The sequence below is a fragment of the Priestia aryabhattai genome, from assembly GCF_023715685.1.
Classification (GTDB): Bacteria; Bacillota; Bacilli; order Bacillales; family Bacillaceae_H; genus Priestia; species Priestia aryabhattai_B.
The window spans coordinates 125,204-149,069 of the sequence record NZ_JAMBOQ010000005.1; the positions used below are offsets into that span (position 1 = coordinate 125,204).

Annotated in this window: 26 protein-coding genes; all 26 read left to right on the forward strand. The window is 39.1% G+C overall.

Features of this window, described 5'->3' with window-relative positions:
* Positions 1-164 precede the first annotated feature (164 nt).
* The 26 genes from M3225_RS21600 (at position 165) to atpA (ending at position 23,790) form a co-directional block, all read left to right on the forward strand.
* A complete protein-coding gene (locus M3225_RS21600; RefSeq protein WP_195781557.1) occupies positions 165-1,022 on the forward strand; it encodes a class II fructose-bisphosphate aldolase in 858 nt (285 codons plus the stop codon).
* A 137-nt stretch (positions 1,023-1,159) separates the two neighbouring features.
* Positions 1,160-1,804, forward strand: a complete 645-nt coding sequence (gene fsa / locus M3225_RS21605) for a fructose-6-phosphate aldolase (RefSeq protein WP_251397123.1) — start codon at positions 1,160-1,162, stop codon at positions 1,802-1,804.
* 207 nt (positions 1,805-2,011) lie between these two features.
* A complete protein-coding gene (locus M3225_RS21610; protein ID WP_028411974.1) occupies positions 2,012-3,298 on the forward strand; it encodes a UDP-N-acetylglucosamine 1-carboxyvinyltransferase in 1,287 nt (428 codons plus the stop codon).
* A gap of 526 nt (positions 3,299-3,824) precedes the next feature.
* The gene (gene rho / locus M3225_RS21615; RefSeq protein ID WP_013059823.1) at positions 3,825-5,099 is read left to right on the forward strand and encodes a transcription termination factor Rho; all 1,275 of its coding nucleotides are present in this window, start codon (positions 3,825-3,827) and stop codon (positions 5,097-5,099) included.
* 154 nt (positions 5,100-5,253) lie between these two features.
* Entirely contained in the window at positions 5,254-5,454 is a 201-nt protein-coding gene (gene rpmE, locus M3225_RS21620; RefSeq protein ID WP_013085477.1) for a 50S ribosomal protein L31, read from the forward strand.
* A gap of 204 nt (positions 5,455-5,658) precedes the next feature.
* Positions 5,659-6,273, forward strand: coding sequence for a thymidine kinase (locus M3225_RS21625; RefSeq protein ID WP_285885921.1), 615 nt, complete (start codon positions 5,659-5,661; stop codon positions 6,271-6,273).
* A gap of 138 nt (positions 6,274-6,411) precedes the next feature.
* Positions 6,412-7,479 (forward strand): peptide chain release factor 1, encoded by a 1,068-nt coding sequence (gene prfA, locus M3225_RS21630; protein ID WP_013059820.1) that lies wholly within the window; start codon positions 6,412-6,414, stop codon positions 7,477-7,479.
* Positions 7,479-8,330, forward strand: coding sequence for a peptide chain release factor N(5)-glutamine methyltransferase (gene prmC / locus M3225_RS21635; RefSeq protein ID WP_251397126.1), 852 nt, complete (start codon positions 7,479-7,481; stop codon positions 8,328-8,330). Before prfA ends, prmC begins: the two co-directional genes overlap by 1 nt.
* Positions 8,331-8,450: 120 nt before the next feature.
* A complete protein-coding gene (spoIIR, locus tag M3225_RS21640) occupies positions 8,451-9,353 on the forward strand; it encodes a stage II sporulation protein R (protein ID WP_251397129.1) in 903 nt (300 codons plus the stop codon).
* A gap of 85 nt (positions 9,354-9,438) precedes the next feature.
* The gene (locus M3225_RS21645; RefSeq protein WP_251397133.1) at positions 9,439-9,885 is read left to right on the forward strand and encodes a GNAT family N-acetyltransferase; all 447 of its coding nucleotides are present in this window, start codon (positions 9,439-9,441) and stop codon (positions 9,883-9,885) included.
* 192 nt (positions 9,886-10,077) lie between these two features.
* Positions 10,078-11,118: an L-threonylcarbamoyladenylate synthase gene (locus M3225_RS21650; protein WP_251397135.1), complete on the forward strand. Its 1,041-nt coding sequence runs from the start codon at positions 10,078-10,080 to the stop codon at positions 11,116-11,118.
* Between the two features lie 67 nt (positions 11,119-11,185).
* Positions 11,186-11,746, forward strand: coding sequence for a manganese efflux pump MntP (locus M3225_RS21655; protein WP_251397137.1), 561 nt, complete (start codon positions 11,186-11,188; stop codon positions 11,744-11,746).
* A gap of 230 nt (positions 11,747-11,976) precedes the next feature.
* Positions 11,977-12,405: a low molecular weight protein arginine phosphatase gene (locus M3225_RS21660; RefSeq protein ID WP_025752493.1), complete on the forward strand. Its 429-nt coding sequence runs from the start codon at positions 11,977-11,979 to the stop codon at positions 12,403-12,405.
* Positions 12,406-12,485: 80 nt separating this feature from the next.
* Complete coding sequence (gene rpiB / locus M3225_RS21665) at positions 12,486-12,947, forward strand: ribose 5-phosphate isomerase B (RefSeq protein WP_153252777.1); 462 nt, start codon at positions 12,486-12,488, stop codon at positions 12,945-12,947.
* Between the two features lie 35 nt (positions 12,948-12,982).
* Positions 12,983-13,534, forward strand: a complete 552-nt coding sequence (locus tag M3225_RS21670; RefSeq protein WP_374109847.1) for a TIGR01440 family protein — start codon at positions 12,983-12,985, stop codon at positions 13,532-13,534.
* A gap of 117 nt (positions 13,535-13,651) precedes the next feature.
* Entirely contained in the window at positions 13,652-14,896 is a 1,245-nt protein-coding gene (gene glyA, locus M3225_RS21675; RefSeq protein ID WP_013059811.1) for a serine hydroxymethyltransferase, read from the forward strand.
* Between the two features lie 214 nt (positions 14,897-15,110).
* The gene (gene upp / locus M3225_RS21680; protein ID WP_013059810.1) at positions 15,111-15,740 is read left to right on the forward strand and encodes a uracil phosphoribosyltransferase; all 630 of its coding nucleotides are present in this window, start codon (positions 15,111-15,113) and stop codon (positions 15,738-15,740) included.
* Positions 15,741-15,762: 22 nt separating this feature from the next.
* Positions 15,763-16,914, forward strand: coding sequence for a non-hydrolyzing UDP-N-acetylglucosamine 2-epimerase (gene wecB, locus M3225_RS21685; protein WP_251397142.1), 1,152 nt, complete (start codon positions 15,763-15,765; stop codon positions 16,912-16,914).
* Between the two features lie 67 nt (positions 16,915-16,981).
* Positions 16,982-19,174: a S8 family serine peptidase gene (locus M3225_RS21690; RefSeq protein WP_251397146.1), complete on the forward strand. Its 2,193-nt coding sequence runs from the start codon at positions 16,982-16,984 to the stop codon at positions 19,172-19,174.
* A gap of 297 nt (positions 19,175-19,471) precedes the next feature.
* Positions 19,472-19,693: an AtpZ/AtpI family protein gene (locus M3225_RS21695; RefSeq protein WP_013085464.1), complete on the forward strand. Its 222-nt coding sequence runs from the start codon at positions 19,472-19,474 to the stop codon at positions 19,691-19,693.
* Positions 19,694-19,699: 6 nt separating this feature from the next.
* Positions 19,700-20,071: an ATP synthase subunit I gene (locus M3225_RS21700; RefSeq protein ID WP_013059806.1), complete on the forward strand. Its 372-nt coding sequence runs from the start codon at positions 19,700-19,702 to the stop codon at positions 20,069-20,071.
* Positions 20,072-20,089: 18 nt separating this feature from the next.
* Positions 20,090-20,800: a F0F1 ATP synthase subunit A gene (gene atpB / locus M3225_RS21705; RefSeq protein ID WP_013059805.1), complete on the forward strand. Its 711-nt coding sequence runs from the start codon at positions 20,090-20,092 to the stop codon at positions 20,798-20,800.
* Between the two features lie 90 nt (positions 20,801-20,890).
* Positions 20,891-21,103: a F0F1 ATP synthase subunit C gene (gene atpE / locus M3225_RS21710; protein ID WP_013059804.1), complete on the forward strand. Its 213-nt coding sequence runs from the start codon at positions 20,891-20,893 to the stop codon at positions 21,101-21,103.
* Positions 21,104-21,205: 102 nt separating this feature from the next.
* On the forward strand, positions 21,206-21,724 hold the full coding sequence (locus tag M3225_RS21715) for a F0F1 ATP synthase subunit B (protein WP_013085463.1): 519 nt from the start codon (positions 21,206-21,208) through the stop codon (positions 21,722-21,724).
* Positions 21,721-22,266 (forward strand): F0F1 ATP synthase subunit delta, encoded by a 546-nt coding sequence (locus M3225_RS21720; RefSeq protein WP_251397149.1) that lies wholly within the window; start codon positions 21,721-21,723, stop codon positions 22,264-22,266. Before M3225_RS21715 ends, M3225_RS21720 begins: the two co-directional genes overlap by 4 nt.
* 15 nt (positions 22,267-22,281) lie before the next feature.
* On the forward strand, positions 22,282-23,790 hold the full coding sequence (atpA, locus tag M3225_RS21725) for a F0F1 ATP synthase subunit alpha (RefSeq protein WP_013085461.1): 1,509 nt from the start codon (positions 22,282-22,284) through the stop codon (positions 23,788-23,790).
* Positions 23,791-23,866: the final 76 nt, after the last annotated feature.

Genomic DNA, 23,866 nt, shown 5'->3' on the forward strand with positions numbered 1-23,866 from the left:
TTCATTGTTAGTTGGTATCCTAATTACTGTATTCATAATTCGACAATCTATTATGTAAAGATGCGCGTTGTTTCTACATGAAACACTCAATTCAAGAGCATACTATTTGAGTGTGCCTTTTGGTTAGCATCTAATCTAAGGTTGATTTTAAGGAGGATTTCGATATGCCTTTAGTATCAATGAAAGAAATGCTTATTACAGCAAAAGAACAAGGCTATGCAGTAGGTCAATTTAACTTAAATAACTTAGAGTTTACTCAAGCTATTCTTCAAGCAGCAAAAGAAGAAAACTCTCCAGTTATTCTTGGTGTATCTGAAGGTGCAGCACGCTACATGGGCGGTTTCAAAACTGTTGTAGCAATGGTTGAAGCTCTAATCGAAGATTACGACGTTCAAGTACCAGTTGCAATTCACTTAGACCACGGTTCAAGCTTTGAATCATGTGCAAAAGCAATCCACGCTGGATTCACTTCTGTAATGATCGATGCTTCTCACCACCCATTTGAGGAAAACATTGAAATTACTTCTAAAGTAGTTGAACTAGCTCACTTCCACGGAGTATCTGTAGAAGCAGAACTAGGAACTGTTGGTGGACAAGAAGACGACGTTATTGCTGAGGGCGTTATCTATGCAGATGCTAACGAGTGTGAAGAACTTGTTAACCGCACAGGTATCGATTGCTTAGCTCCAGCATTAGGATCAGTTCACGGACCATACAAAGGTGAACCAAACCTAGGTTTTGCTGAAATGAAAGAAATCGGAGATCGTACAGGTTTACCATTAGTTCTACACGGTGGAACTGGTATCCCAACAAAAGATATCCAAAAAGCAGTTTCTTTAGGTACTGCTAAAATCAACGTAAACACTGAAAACCAAATTGCTTCAGCTAAAACTGTTCGTGAAGTATTAGCTGCGCAACCTGAACAATATGATCCACGTAAATACTTAGGACCTGCTCGCGATGCAATCAAAGAAACGGTTCAAGGTAAAATGCGTGAATTCGGTTCTTCTAACAAAGCATAATTTGAAATCTTCGGATTGCCTGTTTGCAGTTAGTTGAGTCTGAAAAATAAAACCGTCTTATTTTTATTGTAAGGCGGTTTTATTTTTACTATAATTTTCTTATCATTCTGAATACATAACACAGGGGGATGGCATTCATGAAGTTTTTTATTGATACGGCTAATTTAGACGAAATTAAGGAAGCGCATTCATTAGGTTTGTTAGCGGGGGTTACAACAAATCCTAGTTTAGTAGCTAAAGAGAACATCACGTTTGAAGAGCGTCTTCGTGAAATTACAGAGTTTGTCGAAGGATCTGTAAGTGCAGAAGTGATTGCGCTTGATTCAGAAGGCATGATTCGTGAAGGAAAAGAGCTTGCTGCGATTGCGCCGAATATTACAATCAAGGTACCGATGACTCCAGATGGTTTAAAAGCAGTAAAAGAATTTACTAGTTTAGGTATTAAGACAAACGTTACGCTTATTTTCTCAGCTAACCAAGCTTTAATGGCAGCAAGAGCAGGTGCTACTTACGTATCGCCTTTCTTGGGAAGATTGGACGATATTGGTTTTAATGGCCTTGATTTAATCTCAGATATCGCAGATATTTTTGCGATTCATGACATTCCATCAGAAATTATTGCAGCATCTATTCGTCATCCGATGCACGTAACAGAAGCTGCAAAAAATGGAGCACATATTGCGACAATTCCTTACAAAGTTTTAATGCAATTGTTCAAACATCCGTTAACAAATGCAGGAATTGAACAATTTTTGGCAGATTGGGAAAAACGAAATGTCTAAACATGTATAAATTTGTGTGGCATTTACCATCCTGACAGGTGAATGCCATATTTTTCTTTTATCTTGTCGAAACTATACATGATTTTTTCATTTTCGTGTACACTAGTAGGTAATAGGAAAAATAACCATTCTTCTAGGTATTCTTTGTACCAAAATTTTCCTCAATTACTAGGTGAGAAACTTTCTTTCACTAGAAGGGAGCTATAAATGGAAAAGTTAAAAATACAAGGTGGCTTTACCTTAAGTGGATCCGTCCGCGTCAGTGGTGCTAAAAATAGTGCCGTTGCGCTTATTCCAGCAACAATTTTAGCCGAGTCACCTGTTACAATTGAAGGTCTGCCCGATATTTCAGACGTGCAGTTATTAGGGGATTTAGTTGAAGAAATTGGTGGGAAAGTAACCATTGATAACGACGAATTAACAGTAGATCCATCCGGAATGGTTGCAATGCCTTTACCGAACGGGAAAGTAAAAAAATTACGCGCTTCTTATTATTTAATGGGGGCGATGTTGGGACGCTTTAAAAAAGCGGTAGTTGGGCTTCCAGGAGGCTGTTACCTTGGTCCTAGACCAATTGATCAGCACATTAAAGGCTTTGAAGCTCTTGGCGCTAAAGTAACAAATGAGCAAGGAGCTATTTACATTCGAGCTGATGAACTGATTGGTGCTCGAATTTATTTAGACGTTGTTAGTGTAGGAGCAACAATCAATATTATGCTCGCTGCTGTAAGAGCAAAAGGGCGTACTGTTATTGAGAATGCTGCTAAAGAGCCTGAAATTATTGATGTAGCTACGTTACTCACAAGTATGGGTGCCCGTATTAAAGGTGCAGGTACGGACGTTATTCGAATTGATGGAGTAGATCAATTAAAAGGATGCCGTCATTCCATCATTCCAGACCGAATTGAAGCAGGCACATATATGATCATGGGAGCGAGTATGGGAAAAGAAGTTGTTGTTGACAACGTTATCCCTCAGCATCTGGAGTCATTAACGGCTAAAATGCGTGAAATGGGTATTCATATCGAAACAAGCTCAGATCAGATTCTTGTAGCGACTCGTCAGCTGTTGAAGCCCGTAGATATTAAAACCTTAGTATATCCAGGTTTTCCAACCGATTTACAGCAGCCATTTACGACTCTTCTAACAAGAGCGTCTGGTACAAGCGTTGTGACGGATACAATTTACGGTGCAAGGTTTAAGCATATTGACGAGCTGAGACGAATGAATGCATCCGTTAAGGTAGAAGGACGTTCTGCTATTATTAATGGTCCCATTCACTTACAAGGTGCACGTGTAAAAGCGTCGGACTTACGAGCAGGAGCAGCTCTCGTAACCGCTGGCTTAATGGCCAAAGGGATTACAGAAGTAACGGGTTTAGAGCACATTGACCGAGGTTATAGTCATTTAGTAGACAAGCTATCGGATTTAGGGGCAATGATTTGGCGTGAAGAGATGACTCAAGAGGAAATTGAGCAATTTCAAAATTCATAGAGGCAGATCGGCACAACAGTCATGAAAGCAAAGTCTATAATTGAGCCGTTTGATAAGCTACACAGGCGTAGGAACGTTCTTCTATGTCTGTGTAGCTTATATATTTATGAATAGGGTAAATAGATAAAAAGGGGAAGCTAAAAGATAAATTTCACTTCTTATTTTAACGTCCAGTTTATTTCCTTTAATGTGAAATTATGAAAAGGTTTTCCTCGCTTCTCTTAAGCTATTAAATTTCCTTTTTTTTATTCATCTTCTAAAGTAAAAAAAGATTGATTAAAAAGATAGAAAAAGGTTAGAATATAAATTGCTACGTTAAATTTATCAAGATAATATAAATGGTTTTATGTCGGAATTATTCTTCTAAAAGTGTATAGTTAATCAATTGATTCTACTTATTATACTTCAAAGGTTATATTCTCCATTTTCACAGATTTATTCCATCCATATCATCTCTCAATTTTATATTTGAATTTAATATGGGAGGAACGGTTAAAAATTATTCATTATAAAGCGTGGTGTCCTAATGAACTTAACATTATCCAGTTTAGAAAATATGAAATTAAAAGAGCTATATGAACATGCTCGTGAGTATAAAGTTTCGTACTATAGTAAATTAACGAAAAAAGAACTTGTCTTTGCTATTTTAAAGGCTCAAGCTGAACAAGATGGGCTTTTATTTATGGAAGGCGTTCTTGAAATTATTCAGTCAGAAGGATTCGGTTTCTTACGACCAATTAACTATTCACCGAGTTCAGAAGACATTTATATCTCAGCTTCACAAATTCGTCGCTTCGATCTGCGTAATGGAGACAAGGTATCGGGAAAAGTTCGTCCTCCGAAAGAAAATGAGCGCTACTACGGATTATTGCATGTAGAAGCAGTAAACGGAGAAGACCCAGAAACGTCAAAAGATCGCGTGCATTTTCCAGCACTAACGCCGATTTATCCAAATGAGCAAATGCTGCTGGAAACTCAGCCAAGAAGTTTCTCTACGCGTATTATTGACTTGATTTCACCGATTGGATTTGGGCAAAGGGGACTAATTGTTGCGCCGCCAAAAGCAGGTAAAACGATGCTGTTAAAAGAAATTGCGAATAGCATTACAACGAATCATCCTGATGCGGAATTGATTGTCCTTCTTATTGATGAGCGTCCTGAGGAAGTGACGGACATTGAACGTTCGGTTGATGGTGATGTTGTAAGTTCTACATTTGACGAAGTGCCAGAAAACCACATTAAAGTAGCGGAGCTTGTCCTTGAACGTGCGATGAGATTAGTCGAACATAAAAAAGATGTTGTCATTTTGATGGACAGCATCACAAGACTTGCTCGTGCTTATAACTTAGTTATTCCACCGAGCGGTCGTACACTATCAGGGGGTATTGACCCGGCTGCTTTTCACCGTCCAAAACGATTCTTCGGAGCTGCTCGTAACATTGAAGATGGAGGCAGCTTAACCATTCTAGCAACAGCCTTAATTGATACAGGCTCTCGTATGGATGATGTTATTTATGAAGAATTTAAAGGTACAGGTAACATGGAACTGCATCTAGATCGTTCACTAGCTGAAAAACGTATCTTCCCTGCAATTGACATTCGTCGCTCCGGCACACGTAAAGAAGAGCTGTTAATTCCAAAAGAGCATTTAGACCACTTATGGGCAATTCGTAAATCAATGGCAGATGCTCCTGATTTTGCAGAAAAATTCTTAAAACGTTTACGTCAAACAAAGACAAATGAAGAGTTCTTTTCGATGTTAACGGAAGAGAAAAAAACGCTTTTAGCAAATAAACGATAAGTTATAAAACATGTAGTTGCAAAAGCATACAACCCTTGTTATAATTTCATCATGTGTGTTGATAAAGTACACAGTGAAATAGTTATTATTTCATCACTATCTTTATCAATAAACTCTGTTTCAGAATGATTCAGGGCGGAAGGAGATGAAACGAATGAAAACAGGAATTCATCCAAACTATAAAACAGTTATGGTTAAATGTACTTGCGGAAACGAATTTGAAAGTGGTTCTGTAAAAGAAGAGATCCGCGTTGAGACTTGTTCTGAATGTCACCCATTCTACACTGGTCGTCAAAAATTCGCTGAAGCTGGTGGCCGTGTTGATCGCTTCAACAAAAAATACGGTCTTAAATAATCACATTGTCGAAACAAACAGGCAAGTAGCTTAACTTCTTGCCTGTTTTTTTGCTTGTAAAAGTAGAAAAACAGTGTCTGCTTGATAAAAAAGTGGGTACTTTATCATAGGAATAAGATCTACATAGAAGACGTAGATTAAGTTAGTAGCGGTTCGCTCAGAAACGGAACGAGAAGAAGGGAGAGTCCCGCAGTGGTGTACGTAATGAAACAAAGCGGTTGGATAGAAGTAATTTGTGGCAGTATGTTTTCAGGGAAATCAGAAGAGTTGATTCGACGTGTGCGCCGTACGCAGTTTGCTAAACAAAAAGCACAAGTATTCAAGCCTGCAATTGATAATCGATATAGTGAAGAAGCTGTCGTTTCACATAATGGTACATCTGTTATGGCTTACTCAATCTCGGCATCGCGCGATATTTTAAAGCGAGTAAATGAAGAGATAGACGTAGTAGCGATAGACGAAGTACAGTTTTTTGACACAGATATTTTAGAAATTGTTCAATCTTTAGCAGATCAAGGCTTTCGTGTGATTGTAGCAGGGTTAGATCAAGACTTCAAAGGCGAACCATTTGGACAAATGCCGCAGCTGATGGCTATTGCAGAATCGGTAACAAAGCTACAGGCCGTGTGCGCTTCATGTGGCTCTCCTGCGAGCCGTACGCAGCGTTTGATTAATGGTGAGCCTGCTTCTTATGACGACCCTATTATTTTAGTCGGTGCGTCTGAATCGTACGAACCAAGATGTCGTCATTGCCATGTTGTGCAAAAGTCTAAAGGACAAGCTGTGTCTGTGGACTCAAGTGAAATGGTCGAAAAATAAAGCAAGAATTTTATGATGATAAAAACAGAACGCGCAGTTCTGTTTTTTTGTTCATATACGTGTATTAACAAGGTTTTGACTCTATTTTAAAGCTATACTATAATTACAATGTTATGGATAAAGAATGAGGTGAATGACGTGTTTGATCGTTTAGAAGCGGTAGAGGCGCGCTATGAGAAGTTAAACGAACTTCTGAGTGACCCTGAGATCGTAAACAACCCCTCTAAGTTGAGAGAATATTCGAAGGAACAATCAGATATACAACAAACGGTAGCCGCTTATCAGGAATACAAAGATGTAAAAGAGCAGTTATCAGAAGCGAAAACGATGCTTGAAGATAAGCTTGATGCAGATATGCGTGACATGGTAAAAGAAGAAATTGCCGAGTTAGAAACGCAGCAAGAAGAGCTAGTTGAAAAGCTACGTATTTTATTAATTCCAAAAGATCCAAACGATGATAAAAACGTAATCATGGAGGTTCGTGGAGCGGCTGGTGGAGATGAAGCAGCATTATTCGCAGCTAATTTGTACCGCATGTATTCTCGCTTTGCTGAATCACAAGGATGGAAAACAGAAGTAATGGAAGCAACGACTACTGGAGTAGGTGGTTATAAAGAAATTATCTTTATGATTAACGGTAAAGGTGCGTACTCAAAGATGAAATTTGAAAACGGTGCACACCGTGTTCAACGAGTTCCTGAAACAGAATCAGGCGGTCGTATTCATACATCTACAGCAACGGTAGCATGTCTTCCTGAAGCGGAAGAAGTTGAAGTGGACATTCATGAAAAAGACATCCGTGTAGATACATTTGCTTCAAGTGGACCTGGTGGCCAAAGTGTTAATACGACGATGTCAGCAGTTCGTTTAACGCATTTACCAACAAATACAGTGGTATCATGTCAAGATGAAAAGTCTCAAATTAAAAATAAAGAAAAAGCAATGAAAGTATTGCGTGCTCGCGTGTACGACAAGTTCCAGCGAGAAGCACAAGCAGAGTACGATGCAACGCGCAAACAAGCAGTTGGATCAGGAGATCGCTCTGAGCGTATCCGTACGTATAACTTCCCGCAAAATCGCGTAACGGACCACCGTATTGGTCTGACGATTCAAAAGCTAGATCAAATCTTAGAAGGCAAGCTTGATGAAATCATCGATGCATTAGTAATGGAAGACCAAGCACGCCGAATGGAAGATTCGAACTAATGAAAGTATTTGAAGCCCTTAAGTGGGCTTCTTCTTTTTTGAAAGAGGCAAAGCGAGATGAAAACGCGGGAGAACTCTTGCTTCGCCATCACTTACAGATGACGAGAACTCATTTGCTAGGTGCTCTGCAGGAAGAACTAGAAGAAGAAACCTTAAAAAGATTTGAACAAGATGTCCATGCTCATAAAGCAGGGATGCCTGTACAATATCTAATCGGGACAGAAGAATTTTACGGGCGTTCATTTATTGTAAACGAACATGTATTAATTCCGAGACCTGAAACAGAAGAGCTGGTATACGGAATGATTTCTCGAATAAAAAAAGAATTTCAACGCCAGCTTATTGAGCTTGTAGATATTGGAACAGGAAGTGGGGCAATTGCTATCACTTTAGCGTTGGAGCTTGACAGAGTGGGTGTTACAGCAACAGATATAGCTGTAGAATCTTTAAGTGTAGCCAAGGAAAATGCTCAAAACCTGGACGCTGCTGTCAAGTTTATACAGGGAGATCTATTACAACCATTCCTATCATCGAATCAAAAATTTGATGTGATTGTGTCTAATCCGCCTTATATTCCAGCAGATGACGAATTGTCCACAGTAGTAAAAGATCATGAGCCAAACCGAGCTCTTTTTGGCGGAAAAGATGGTCTGGATTTTTATCGACGTTTTATGGAAGAGTTGCCATACGTGACGAAGCCAAATAGTATTATTGGATTTGAAGTCGGGGCGGGACAGACAAAAGATGTAGCCGCGATGCTACAAAAAACGTTTCCAGCAGCTTTTGTAGAATGTGTATATGATATTAATGGAAAAGATCGAATGGTATTTGCACAACTTCGTGAGAACTAAAAGAGTCAGAGGGAATGATTTTCCCTTTGATTTTTGAAAACCATGCATTTTTTACTAAATTACTAGTTTAAGATATCTTGCTTTCGGCCATACTGTTCCTATGAAAGGGCGGTGGCCGAAATGAAGAAATATGCTATCATTTATTTTATTTTATTAATTATTGGAGCAAATGCTCAACTTATATATACACACAACCAAGTGCAGGCAGATCAGCCTGCAGTCATTCCAGACGAGGCAATTCGACTGCGCATTCTAGCAAACAGCGACGGTGAAAAAGATCAGTACGTAAAACGTCTGATTCGTGACCGGGTGAACGAACAAATTACAGAATGGGTAAAAGATTTAACGTCTGTAACTGTAGCTCGAAAAACAATTAAAGAAAATTTGCCGGCGCTTGAGACAATTGCGAAAGAAGTGCTCAAAGAAGAAGGCGTAAATGAATCTGTTCATGTTAAATTCGGAAAAGTAGAGTTTCCTACTAAGTTGTACGGTCAGTTTTTATATCCAGCAGGTGAGTATGAAGCAGTGCTTATTACCCTTGGCAAAGGAGAGGGAGCAAACTGGTGGTGTGTGCTATTTCCTCCTTTATGTTTCTTAGATTTCTCAAACGGTGAAGCGGTAAAGGCACCAGAGCCACCAGAGCCATCTGAAGGAGAACCAAAGGAAGAAAAAGAGAAACCAGCAGCTTCTGAATCAAAACCTGCAGACAAAACAGACGACACATCGGCTGAAAGTAAAGAACCCGCAGTGAAAACAGAAATTCAATCTGCAACTATTACATCGGATTCTATTCAGCAGAAAGCTGAGGAACCTTCTCAACCAACAGTATCTTCTAAAGAAGCAGCTACAAAAGATACAAGCGACACAGTAAAGGAAGAAACAAGCGCTAAGGCTGAAAAAAAGGAAAGTAAGGAAGCTGAAAAGTCTGTTTCATCTAAGAAAAAAGCTGGTTCTAAATCAAAAGAAGATTCTGTAGAAGTTAAGTTTTTTGTAGTAGAATGGGTATCGTCAGTATTTAATTAATAGAATCATTAAAAATAAAATTCAGTTCTACTTTTTTTAACCATCTCATAGATTTGTTACTAGAAAACAAGTTGAGGTGATTAAAATGAGAGAACAATTAAAAATTGCCAGTGAAAATGATTATATTCGAATTCAACAGTTTTTACAAAAAGCGGGCATCAGCACAGCAGGTGTAGAAGAGCATATTCATCAGTTTGTCATAATGGAAAATGAAGAAGGCGAGTTGCTAGCAACAGTTGGGTTTGAAAAAGAAGGTGTGGATGGAATTCTCCGCTCCCTTGTCGTGTCACCTTCTTTAATGCAATCTGATATCCTGCTGCTATTTAAAAGTATCGTCCAGCTGGCTCAAAAGCATGGCGTGAAGCAACTATATTTACTAACAAATAAGGCATCTTCTCTACATTTTTTTCAAATGATGAATTTTCAGCAAACATCTTACAGTGCTCTACCTGATTTGTTAAAAGAACATTCTTATTTAAAACAGTTACCAAACCCTAAGGATGTCTACGTGATGTTTTATGCAGCTAGTTAAAAGAAAATGTGGATAAATCATTTTAATGGGGTATCCACAATGTTATTCACAAAAACATAAGCTTTATCCACATTTTGTGGATAAAGCTTGTTTGTTGATATAATGAATGCATGTATTTTACTATTTTTGATACATATTGTACTTTTAAAGTAAAAAAAACCTAGATATAGAAAGAAAAAGGAGTTGAAGAAGATGGAAACTAAGTTATGGGTTGTGGATAATTTTACGAACGAAAAAGATATTTATCCACAGATAGGAGAAGCAGCAGATTTGCTGCGCAATCACGAAGTGGTTGCTTTTCCTACAGAGACAGTGTATGGATTAGGAGGAGATGCAACATCGGATAAAGCTGTGGATAAAATTTTTGCAGCGAAAGGACGTCCTAGTGATAACCCTCTTATTGTTCATATTGGAGATAAAGAGCAGCTTCATACATTTGTAGAGTCGATTCCTTCAAAAGCAGAGAAAGTTATCGATGCTTTTTGGCCGGGTCCTCTTACAGTAATATTACCTAAAAAAGATCGAGTTTCAGATAAGGTTACGGCTGGCTTAAACAGCATTGCAGTGAGAATGCCATCACATCCGGTGGCTCTCGCATTGTTAAAAAAAGTGGCTTTGCCTATCGCAGCTCCTAGTGCAAATCTTTCCGGCAAGCCAAGTCCCACTCTAGCTCATCATGTGATGAATGATTTAGAAGGGCGTATTAGCGGAGTTGTAGATGGAGGAGCAACAGGAGTAGGAGTAGAGTCGACTGTCCTTGATTGTACTGAAGAGATTCCTATCATTTTACGGCCAGGCGGTATTACTCAGAAAGAGTTGGAAAATGTAATTGGTCCCGTAAAAGTAGATCGAGCGTTAATAAGTGATAAAGAAGCGCCAAAATCTCCAGGTATGAAATATACGCATTACGCACCTGATGCACCGCTTGTCATTGTTGACGGCAGTTCAGATTTTTTCCAATCTACTATTGATCACTATAAAGATCAGGGTAAGCGAGTGGGGGTGTTAACGACATCTGAACATGAAGATGCGTATAAAGCGGATGCGGTTATCACATGTGGATCTCGCTCAAATTTAGAGACTGTTGCTAGCCACTTATACGAGTCTCTTCGTTCATTTAATGAGTGCGATGTAGATATTATCGTTAGTGAAAGTTTTCCTGAAGAAGGAGTCGGTCATGCCGTTATGAATCGATTAATGAAAGCTGCAGGACATCACGTGATTAAGCAATAAAATTCATCTTCTAAACCTTTTCGAATGTGCATATTTTGAAATAGGAGCACGTCCGAGGAGGGTAAAGATGAATGTATCTCAGTTAATTAGTGAAATGATCACGTTAGTCATTATGGCGTTTGCCTTAGGAATGGATGCTTTCTCAGTTGGTTTGGGAATGGGATTAATTCGTTTACGCTTTCGCCAAATTTTCTACATTGGTGTTGTTATCGGTGTATTTCATATTTGGATGCCGCTATTAGGCATGTTTATTGGACGACTTTTATCTGATAAACTTGGAATGTTTGCTACCTATGGCGGTGGAATTTTACTGCTGATTCTTGGAGCGCAGATGATTTATTCCTCCTTTAAGCATGAAGAAACACCGTTTATCAAACCAGTTGGCTTTGGACTGCTATTTTTTGCGCTCAGCGTGAGTCTAGATAGTTTTTCTGTTGGACTTAGCTTAGGTATTTTTGGGGCAAGAACGTTTTTAACCATTATTGTTTTTGGTGTAGTGAGTATGCTCTTAACTTGGTTAGGACTGCTGCTCGGCAGAAGAGTACAAGGCTGGCTTGGTTCATATAGTGAGGCACTGGGCGGGAGCATTTTATTAGCTTTTGGAATCAAATTGTTATTACCTTTTTAACTATATATAAATAGGTAAAGGATCATGACCATGCAGGTTATGGTCTTTTTTTGCTTCTTTTGGATTGTAGCGATAAAAGAAGGAAAGCGAAGTCGTGTTTTCGAGATGGATGAAGGGATAATGGATAAAAAATACCCAGAAAAGCTAACTGGATTTATGCAAGCAATAGAGATACAATAGGGTGGAATATCAACATAGTCGAACATAGTGAAAGCAAGGGAGGATGTATCTTGAAAAACATCTTATTTGTATGTACAGGAAACACGTGCCGCAGCCCTATGGCAGAAGCGTTGCTCAAAGCTAAAGAGATAGATGGAATAAACGTGAAGTCTGCAGGCGTATTCGCTTCAAATGGAAGTGAAGCTTCTGTTCATGCACAAGTTGCCCTTCACCAGAAAGGCATAGCTTGTTCTCATGCTTCGGCAGCATTAACGGAAGAACAATTGATGTGGGCTACTTATATCTTTACGATGACGGAGCAGCATAAAATGCTGATTTTGAACCAAGCTCCATACGTAAGTGATAAATTATTTACGCTAAAAGAATTTGCCGACGAGCAAGGTGAAGTATCTGATCCGTTTGGTGGATCATTACAGACGTACGAACAGACTTTAGAAGAGTTAGAACGTATGATTAACAAAATAGTCGACAAATTATAAAAGGTCCCATAAATTTTTGCTGGCTTAAAATGAACAGAAATTTAATATAAGACGAATGTATGTATGAGGAGGAAACAAAGATGAAAGTAGCTATTGCATCTGACCACGGTGGTATAAATTTACGACAGGAAATTATCTCTTTAATGGAAGAATTAAATATTGAATATGTGGATTTAGGGTGTGAATGCTCAGCGTCTGTAGACTATCCGGATTATGCACTTCCTGTTGCTCAAAAAGTGGCTAGCCAAGAAGTAAGTCGAGGCATTCTTATTTGTGGAACAGGCATCGGTATGAGCATAGCAGCTAATAAAGTAAAGGGAATTCGCTGCGCTCTAGTGCATGATACGTTCAGTGCAAAAGCGACAAGAGAACATAATGATAGCAATATTTTAGCAATGGGTGAACGTGTCATTGGGCCGGGACTTGCACGTGAAATTGCGAAAATTTGGTTAATGACAGAATTTGAAGGCGGGCGACATGAAAATCGCGTGAATAAAATTAAACAGTATGAGCAGCAAAGCGATGCAACAGTAACTGTATAATGTGAACGTATTCAATGAAAGAAAGGAAGAAAAACGTGTCTGAACTTACGAAATGGAAAGAGCAGTTGGAAACAGTTTTATCTGATTTTTTAGCACAAGTGCAGTTGTCTTCAGAACATACACTTGTCATTGGATGCAGTACAAGCGAGGTAATTGGTGAAAAAATAGGAACCGCAGGCGCAATGGAAGTCGCAGAAATGATTTTTGATACACTAGCAGATTTCCGAAAAAAAACGGGTGTCCACTTAGCATTTCAATGCTGTGAACATCTCAATCGAGCACTGGTAGTAGAAAGAGAATTAGCTCGTAAAGATCGTTTAGAAATGGTTAGTGTTGTTCCTATTCATAAAGCAGGTGGAGCGATGGCTACACAGGCCTATGGCCAGCTTAAAGATCCTGTTTTAGTAGAGTTTATTAAAGCTGATGCCGGGATTGATATTGGAGATACATTCATTGGTATGCATTTAAAGCATGTCGCAGTACCGGTTCGTTGTACGTTAAACGCAGTTGGACACGCTCATGTTACTTTAGCAAAGACGCGTCCAAAACTAATTGGTGGAATGAGAGCGTTTTACGAACTTTCGTAATTAAATATATTAAAATAATACACATTTTTTCTTTTTTATTCTAAATAAATCATGTTACAATGTAGTTGAATTAACAAATAACGAACATTGCGAATACGAAATGAGGAGAGGATTTTGATGGAGAAACAACTAATGCAACAAGATCCAGCAGTTTATAATGCGATCAAGGATGAATTACAAAGACAACGTACTAAGATTGAGCTAATTGCTTCAGAAAACTTTGTAACAACAGCGGTAATGGAAGCACAAGGTTCAGTTTTAACAAATAAATATGCTGAAGGCTATCCAGCTAAACGTTACTACGGTGGTTGTGAACACGTGGACGTAGTAGAAGACTTAGCTCGTGATCGTGCAAAAGAAATTTTCGGAGCAGAGCACGTGAACGTTCAACCTCACTCAGGTGCACAAGCAAACATGGCTGTATACTTCACTGTTTTAGAGGCTGGAGACACAGTACTTGGTATGAATTTATCACACGGCGGTCACTTAACGCACGGAAGTCCTGTTAACTTTAGTGGTGTTCAGTACAATTTCATCGAATATGGTGTAGATCGTGAAACACATCGTATTAACTACGATGATGTATTAGAAAAAGCTCGTACACATAAACCAAAATTAATTGTGGCTGGTGCAAGCGCATATCCACGCGCAATCGACTTCAAGCGTTTCCGTGAAATCGCTGATGAAGTAGGCGCTTATTTAATGGTAGACATGGCTCACATTGCTGGTCTAGTAGCTGCAGGACTTCATCAAAATCCTGTGCCACATGCTCATTTCGTTACAACTACAACACATAAAACACTACGTGGACCACGCGGCGGTATGATTTTATGTAAAGAAGAATTTGCGAAAAAGATTGATAAGTCAATCTTCCCTGGTATTCAAGGTGGTCCATTGATGCATGTTATCGCTGCAAAAGCAGTAGCATTTGGTGAAGCATTACAAGATGAATTTAAGCACTATGCTCAAAATATCATCGACAATGCTAATCGTTTAGCAGAAGGGTTAAAGAAAGAAGGATTTGCTCTTGTATCTGAAGGAACAGACAATCACCTTGTGTTAATTGACGTAAGCTCAATGAATTTGACAGGTAAAGTAGCTGAAAAAGCACTTGATGATGTAGGTATTACAACAAACAAAAATACAATTCCTTATGATGAGCAAAGCCCATTTGTAACAAGCGGTATCCGTATTGGTACAGCTGCGGTTACAACTCGCGGATTTGGCTTAGAAGAGATGGATGAAATTGCTTCTATCATCGGATTAACGCTTAAAAATATTGAAGACGAAGAAAAGTTAGCTGAAGCTAAAACACGCGTTGAAGCTTTAACAAGCAAGTTTGAAATGTATAAATCACTTTAAGAGAAACAGGCCTTTGTGCCTGTTTTTTTTATGGAGAAAATGGTAGCGATTAAATCATTTTTTGAATAATGCTTGAACTCAAAAACTTTTTTCTGTAAAATGAATGCAATGTATAAATTTAATTAGCAAGAGATATGTTTTTACTAGTACGTACCATTCAATTCGTTGAATGGTATTTTAATGTGTACATCTTTATATATAAGGAGAGATATCAATGGGCAAAGTATACGTATTTGATCACCCGCTTATTCAACACAAATTAACTTACATACGCGATGTAAAAACGGGAACGAAAGAGTTTCGTGAATTAGTTGATGAAGTGGCAAGCTTAATGGCTTTTGAAGCGACACGTGATTTACCGCTAGAAGATGTTGAAATTGAGACACCGGTTTGCAAAACAAAGTCAAAAGTTATTGCAGGGAAAAAGCTTGGTATCGTTCCAATTCTTCGTGCTGGTATCGGCATGGTAGATGGATTTTTAAAACTAATGCCAGCTGCTAAAGTTGGACACGTTGGCTTATATCGTGATCCAGAAACATTACAGCCTGTTGAATATTATGTAAAGCTACCTAATGATGTAGAAGAGCGTGACTTTATTGTAGTAGATCCTATGCTTGCAACAGGAGGTTCAGCTGTAGAAGCAATCAACTCTCTTAAAAAAAGAGGCGCTAAAAACATTAAATTTATGTGTTTAATTGCTGCTCCTGAAGGCGTGGAAATCGTAAAAGAAGCACACCCTGACGTAGATATTTACATTGCGGCATTAGATGAAAAATTAAATGACCATGGATATATTGTTCCAGGTTTAGGTGATGCAGGAGATCGTTTATTCGGTACAAAATAATTTGTAGATTCGGGTGATGAACATGAAGCAGCCAATTAAAGTAATGACGATATTCGGGACAAGGCCAGAAGCAATTAAAATGGCTCCTCTTGTATTAGAGCTTAAAAAGCGACCAGAGGAGTTCGAAGCGATTGTTACAGTAACGGCTCAGCACCGTGAAATGTTAGACCAAGTATTGAGCATTTTTGACATTCAGCCTGACTATGATCTTAACATTATGAAGGATCGCCAAACCCTTATGGACGTCACGACTAGAGGATTAGAAGGTTTGGACGACATAATGAAAAAAGTAAAGCCGGACATCGTACTTGTACACGGTGATACAACTACGACGTTTATTGCTGGGCTAGCAGCTTTTTATAATCAAATTGAGGTCGGACATGTTGAAGCAGGTTTGCGCACATGGAATAAATATTCTCCATATCCGGAAGAAATGAACCGTCAGCTTACAGGCGTTCTCGCTGATTTGCACTTTGCTCCAACAGATAAGTCTGCAGCTAATTTGCAAGCAGAGAATAAAAAAGAAGAGCGAATCTTTGTGACTGGAAACACAGCTATCGATGCGTTAAAAACAACAGTAAAAGAGACATATGAGCATGAAGTGTTAACGAAATTGGGAGATGATCGTCTTATTTTATTAACGGCGCATCGCCGCGAAAATTTAGGCGAACCAATGAAAAACATGTTCCGTGCTGTTAAACGTATTGTGGATGAACATGAAGATGTGCAAGTTGTGTATCCTGTTCATTTGAATCCGGTAGTTAGAGAAACAGCAAACGATATCTTAGGAAATGACCCGCGCATTCATTTAATTGAACCGTTAGATGTAATTGACTTCCATAACTTCGCTGAGCGCGCTCATATTATTTTGACAGATTCGGGCGGTGTTCAAGAAGAAGCTCCTTCATTAGGCGTACCTGTATTGGTACTTCGCGATACAACAGAGCGACCGGAAGGAATTGAAGCAGGGACGCTCAAACTAGCAGGAACGGAAGAAGAAACGATTTATACGCTAGCAAAAGAGCTGTTAATAGATGAAGACGTATATAAGCAAATGTCACAAGCATCGAATCCTTACGGAGACGGCTTAGCTTCTAAACGCATTTGTGATGCTATTAGCTACTATTTCAACCGCCGTGAAAACAGACCGGAAGCTTTTAATCCGCTTTCGTAAGATTTCTAAACACCTTTCACATGAAAAGTGTCTCTTTGAGACACGATAGTGTGAGAGGTGTTTTTTTATGTGGATTAAATGGTTAATGATTAGCTTTATATTGGGAAGTGGGGGAGGGCAAATGCCGCTCAATCCGACATTTCCTTCTATAAAACAAGAAATGAATCACCAGCAAAAATCAATAATTGTGATGATCGAAAAAGAAAAGTTCACGGAATTTAAAAGTCAGCTGCAAAAAAATTATCCTAATATAAAGATTAAGAGCGAATTTCACACGGTGTTTACAGGACTTTCGTTAAATGGCTCCATCTCGGATTTGGAAAAACTATCTCGGAATCCATCTATTATTAGTTCACATTCTATTAAAAACTATCAGGTTACAGAAGAAAATAGCGTAACGTTCATTGGCTCAGAACAGGTAAGAGGCTTATTTGATACTCATAATCAGCGCTTAACAGGAAAAGGGATCAAAGTAGGCATCATCGATACGGGTGTTGATTATTCTCATCCCGATTTAAAACAAACCTACAGGGGAGGGTATGATGTAATCGATGAAGATTATGAGCCGATGGAAACCACTCGTGAGCAAGGAGAGCCTACTCTGCATGGCACTCATGTAGCTGGTATTATTGCAGCAAATGGAAACATTAAAGGCGTAGCACCTGAAGCAGAAATCTACGCATACCGAGCTCTTGGACCTGGAGGAGCTGGAACGTCTGAAAGTGTTATTCTAGCTATCGAAAAAGCAATTCAAGATGATGTAGATATTATTAATTTATCATTAGGAAATGATGTGAATGGCCCCGATTTACCAACAAGCTTAGCGTTAGATCGGGCTGTTGAAAAAGGAATTGTAACGGTTACATCTAGCGGCAATTCAGGTCCAGGTTTATGGACCGTGGGTTCTCCAGGTACAGCGGGAAAAGCTATTTCCGTTGGCGCTTCTGTTTCCCCGACAACAGTTCAATTTCTAACAATCGGATTTAATAAAGAAAAAATCATGATGGCGCCAGTAGAAGGGTCGCATCCATGGGCGTTTAATCAAACGCTGCGTGTAATAAATGAAGAATACTCCAAAGAGCAAAAGCATGCGTCGGGTAACGTCATTTTGCTAAAAGCAGAGGGAAATGCGGTTGAAAAAAAGATTAAACAAGCTGAACAGGCAGGAGCAAAAGCCGTTATTTTATATAGTCCGACCGAAAAAAGCATAATCGGTAAACTAAAAGAGTCAGTAAATATTCCAGTGATATGGGTAAGTAAAAAAAGCGGTGATATCATTAGTCAACACATTCAGTCTCAACAACCATACTTACGCACTGGCAAGCAAGTAGTGCAAGACTTGCTCACATCTTTCAGTTCAAGAGGGCCTGTAACGACTACTTGGGGAATCAAGCCGGACGTCGTCGCACCTGGTTACTTTATTAATAGTACAGTTCCCGGGGGATATGAACGCATGCATGGCACAAGTATGGCTGCGCCCCATGTAGCTGGAGCGTGCGCGCTTATTTTACAAGCTCACCCGAACTGGTCTCCTGAACAAGTTAAAGCTTCATTGATGAACACAAGTAAAGTGATGCAGCAGCTAAACGGCCAAACGTATCGCGTATATGAACAAGGAGCCGGAAGAATTCAAATAGCAAAAGCTGTCACAGCAGAATCTTTATTTTATCCATCTTCTTTATCTTTCGGTATTTTTACGCGTCCATCAAAGAAAGTCTTATCGTTTAAAATTGATAACCAGTCTGATAAAGCAAAAACGTATCGCTTAAACGTTCCCAAAGGGGATGAAGGAGTAAACTGGGATGTTCCATTGCCCGTCACGGTGCAGCCCCGTCAGACAAAAGAAATAGCTGTCACTTTATCAGTGCAGTCACGTTTTAAAAATAAAGGTATATATGACGGCTATTTGGAAATAAATGATTCACGTGAAACATTTTCGCTTCCTTATATGTACATGGTTAGTATTCCAGATTATCCTCGTGTCATGGGATTGCAAGTAGCAGCGGAAAAAGAGAAAAATACATATAGCTATGAACTGTTTTTGCCTGAAGGAGCAGATCAGTTAGGCGTTGGTCTTTTTGATAAGCAGTCTTTACAGTTTGTATCGTATTTAGATGTTGACGTTGATGTAGAAAGAGGCATGAGAAAACGAAAAATAACGATTGATGAATCGCTTGTACCGGGAGCGTACCAAATATTTGCATTTGTGAAAAAGCATAGACAAGAGCAAGTTGTACACAGTACAATAACGATTGAATGAACCTCTTTAAATGTTTTCATTTGAAGAGGTTTTATGTGTGGCAGAAATGTGAACAATAAGAAGAGATTGTGAAGTTTTTAGCTTAAACACATTGACATTAAATATACGCTATTGTATGCTTACAGGGAATATAAATGATAAGGTTTTCAACCTGTGAAAACCGTTGATATTTCTGCGTATTTTATTAGCTGTTTTTACCTTTTTTAGCAATTTTTTTTGCCTTCCTATCATATATTGAGCTATAAAAACGATAGAGAATTCGGAAAAAAGAAAATTTTGCAAAAGGGGTATGAGCTTATGAAAGATCGCAACCGTCATCCTTTGCAAGCGATGGCATTAGTGTCAATCATTCTATCACAGTTAGCAGGTTCAGTCTTAATTGGCTTATTCTCTGGAAGATGGGCTGATCAATGGCTTGACACCGAACCACTATTTTTGATTTTAGGCCTTCTTTCAGGGCTAGCAGCAGGTGTTTTTATGATGCTGCGGACAGTCCACCATTTTTTTTCAGGAGATTAATAATTCATGCAGGATTTGCAGCACGTTTTTCCAAGACTTCGTTCATACATATTGTATTTGTTAGCATTATACGTTCTCGGCTGGGGATTTACAAGTTATAAGGCTGTTTTTGCAGGTTTAATTTTAGGGACCGCCCTGAGTTTGTATAATTTGTGGAACTTAGTAAGAAAGTTTGAGCAGTTTGGACAGGCGTTGGATGAGGGGAAAAAGCCCCGTTCAATTGGGACTGTTGTAAGATTTGCAACAGCTGCTCTCGCAGTTGTGATTACCATCTCTTATCCAAAAACCTTTCATATTATTAGTGTAGTTGTGGGATTAATGACGTATTATGTTGTCATTATCATAGATTTAGTTGTTCAAAATATGCGTAGAAGATAGAAAGAGAGGTGAACACAGTTGGGTCATGAATCACCAACTATAGAGTTTCTAGGCCTTACTTTTAGTCAAAGTAACTTGCTTATGGTTACCGTAGCTTCTGTTATTGTATTCTTAATTGCAGTTTTATGTACTCGTACTCTTGCTATGAAGCCAAGCGGTGCACAAAACTTTATTGAATGGGTCTTAGATTTTGTTAAAGGACTCGTTAATAGCAATATGGATTGGAAAACAGGTGGCCGCTTTTTGACGCTAGGTGTAACTTTACTTATGTACATTTTTGTGTCAAATATGTTGGGTCTTCCATTTGCCATCGTGATTGACCATAACTTATGGTGGAAATCGCCAACCGCTGATCCAGCAATTACGCTGACGTTAGCCGTTATGGTAGTTGTACTATCACATTATTATGGTATTAAAATGCGAGGTTTCTCTGCATACACGAAAGATTACTTCAAGCCAATGGCATTTTTATTCCCGCTTAAGATTATCGAGGAGTTTGCCAATACGTTAACGCTTGGCCTTCGTCTTTACGGTAATATTTATGCTGGGGAAATTTTGTTAAGCTTGCTAGCTGGTTTAGCAACAACAGGCTTCCTAGGTACAATTGGAGCTGCTATTCCAATGCTTTTATGGCAAGGATTCAGTATTTTTGTAGGCGCAATTCAGGCCTTCATTTTCACAATGTTAACGATGGTTTATTTATCTCACAAAGTGAGTAGCGACCATTAATTTATAAAGCTTTGTTCAAGTAATACCCAATTTGGACAAAACAAAACTTAGTTAAACAAAATCATATATATTAAGGGAGGACTTTATAAAATGGGTTTAATAGCATCTGCAATTGCGATTGGTTTAGCGGCACTAGGTGCTGGTATTGGTAACGGTCTTATCGTTTCTAAGACGATTGAAGGCACAGCTCGCCAACCAGAAGCACGTGGTACATTAACTTCAATGATGTTCGTTGGGGTTGCCTTAGTTGAGGCGCTTCCAATTATCGCCGTAGTTATTGCATTCATGGTACAAGGTAAATAATAATGTGTTACATGTGGCGAAGATCATTCAAAAGAACCTTCGCCATTACTTTATGTCTTTAATAAGTAAATTATATATGTGGAGTCTCTGAAGGGAGTGAACATGGCCGTGTCGAACATGTTTGTGTTAGGAGCAGCAGGCATTAATGGTGGAGATATTCTTTTCCAATTAGTGATGTTCCTTATCCTACTTGCGTTACTTCAAAAATTCGCGTTTGGTCCTGTAATGGGAATCATGAAAAAACGTGAAGAGCATATTGCCGGTGAGATTGATGAAGCAGAAAAGCAAAATGAGGAAGCGAAGAAGCTTGTTGAAGAGCAGCGTGAAATCTTAAAGCAATCTCGTCAAGAAGTGCAAGTAATGATGGAAAACGCTAGAAAGTCTGCAGAAGATAAAAAAGAAGAAATCATTGCGGCAGCACGCGAAGAGTCTGAGCGTCTAAAAGCTGCAGCAAAACAAGAAATCGAACAGCAAAAAGATCAAGCAGTTGCTGCGTTACGTGAGCAAGTTGCTTCATTATCTGTTTTAATTGCGTCGAAAGTTATTGAAAAAGAACTTTCTGAACAAGATCAAGAGAAGTTAATTCATGAGTATATCCAAGAAGTAGGGGATGTACGATGAGTCAACCAGCTGTAGCGAAGCGCTATGCACTAGCTCTTTTTCAATTAGCAACAGAGAAACAGATGATCGATGAAATGCAAGACCAGCTACAAATCGTTGAAGAGGTGTTTGCTAAAACACCTGAATTAATGGATGTATTAACTCATCCAAAAATTACAATTGAGCGAAAAAAACAGTTTGTAAGTGAGGCATTTGCTGAACTTTTACCAACTGTTCAACATACGGTTCTTCTATTATTAGAGCGTCACCGCATTCAAATTGTTAGCCAAATGGTACAAGAGTATCGTTTCCTAGCGAACGAAGTACGGGGCGTGGCAGATGCAACTGTTTATTCTGTCAAACCTTTAAGTGCAGATGAGAAAAGAGCAATCTCACAATCATTTGCTTCAAAAGTTGGAAAACATACGTTAAATATTTCAAATATAGTAGATAAAAGCCTAATCGGCGGCGTGAAGCTTCGCATTGGTAATCGTATCTATGACGGCAGCATTAGCAGCAAATTAGAAACGATCCACCGAGGACTTCTTGCACACAGATCGTAGATAGGGGTGAAATTCATGAGCATCAAAGCTGAAGAAATTAGTGCGCTGATCAAGCAGCAAATTGAAAACTATCAGTCTGAGATTAAAGTGAGTGATGTAGGTACTGTTATCCAAGTTGGGGATGGTATCGCACGTGCTCATGGCCTCGACAATGTCATGGCTGGAGAACTGGTTGAATTTTCAAATGGTGTCATGGGAATGGCACAAAACTTAGAAGAAAACAATGTAGGTATCATTATTTTAGGACCATATACGGAAATTCGTGAAGGTGACGAAGTTCGCCGTACAGGACGCATCATGGAAGTTCCAGTAGGAGAGCAGTTAATCGGTCGTGTTGTTAACTCATTAGGTCAGCCAGTAGACGGTTTAGGCCCAGTAGAAACAACAAAAACACGTCCAATTGAAGGTGCTGCACCGGGCGTTATGGATCGTAAATCAGTACATGAGCCGCTTCAAACAGGTATCAAGGCGATTGACGCACTTGTGCCGATCGGTCGTGGACAGCGTGAGTTAATTATCGGTGACCGTCAAACGGGTAAAACATCGGTAGCAATCGATACAATCTTAAACCAAAAAGATCAAGATATGGTATGTATCTATGTAGCGATTGGCCAAAAAGAATCAACAGTTCGTAACGTAGTAGAGACATTACGTAAACACGGTGCTCTAGATTACACAATCGTTGTAACAGCATCAGCTTCACAACCAGCTCCACTATTATTCTTAGCACCATACGCTGGGGTAACAATGGGTGAAGAGTTTATGTATAACGGTAAGCACGTGCTTGTTATTTATGATGACTTAACAAAACAAGCATCAGCTTATCGTGAACTTTCATTACTATTACGCCGTCCTCCAGGTCGTGAAGCGTATCCAGGGGATGTATTCTACCTGCACTCTCGTTTATTAGAGCGTGCGGCAAAGTTATCGGACGCAAAAGGTGGAGGCTCATTAACAGCTCTTCCATTTATTGAAACGCAAGCAGGAGACGTATCTGCTTATATCCCAACGAACGTAATTTCGATTACAGACGGACAAATTTTCTTACAGTCAGATCTATTCTTCTCAGGCGTACGTCCTGCGATTAATGCTGGTCTGTCTGTATCACGTGTAGGGGGATCTGCACAAATTAAAGCGATGAAAAAGGTAGCAGGTACACTGCGTCTAGACCTTGCATCTTATCGTGAGCTTGAATCATTTGCTCAGTTCGGTTCTGATCTTGACCAAGCAACTCAAGCGAAATTAAATCGAGGAGCGCGTACAGTTGAAATCTTAAAACAAGGTTTACACAAACCGCTTCGCGTAGAAAAACAAGTAGCTGTGCTTTACGCATTAACAAAAGGTTTCTTAGATGATGTTCCAGTATCAGATATTACACGCTTTGAAGACGAGTACTTAACATGGTTAGAATCAAACCGTAAAGAAGTACTTGAATCAATCCGTACAACTGGTGGCCTTCCTGAAGCTGGCGTATTTGAATCAGCACTTGAAGAATTCAAGAAAACATTTATTGCATCTGAATAATATATTGTCAGCATGGTATGTTAAGACAATCTTTCAATAAGGTGAAGGTGAACGTTTGTTCACCTTTCATACCACG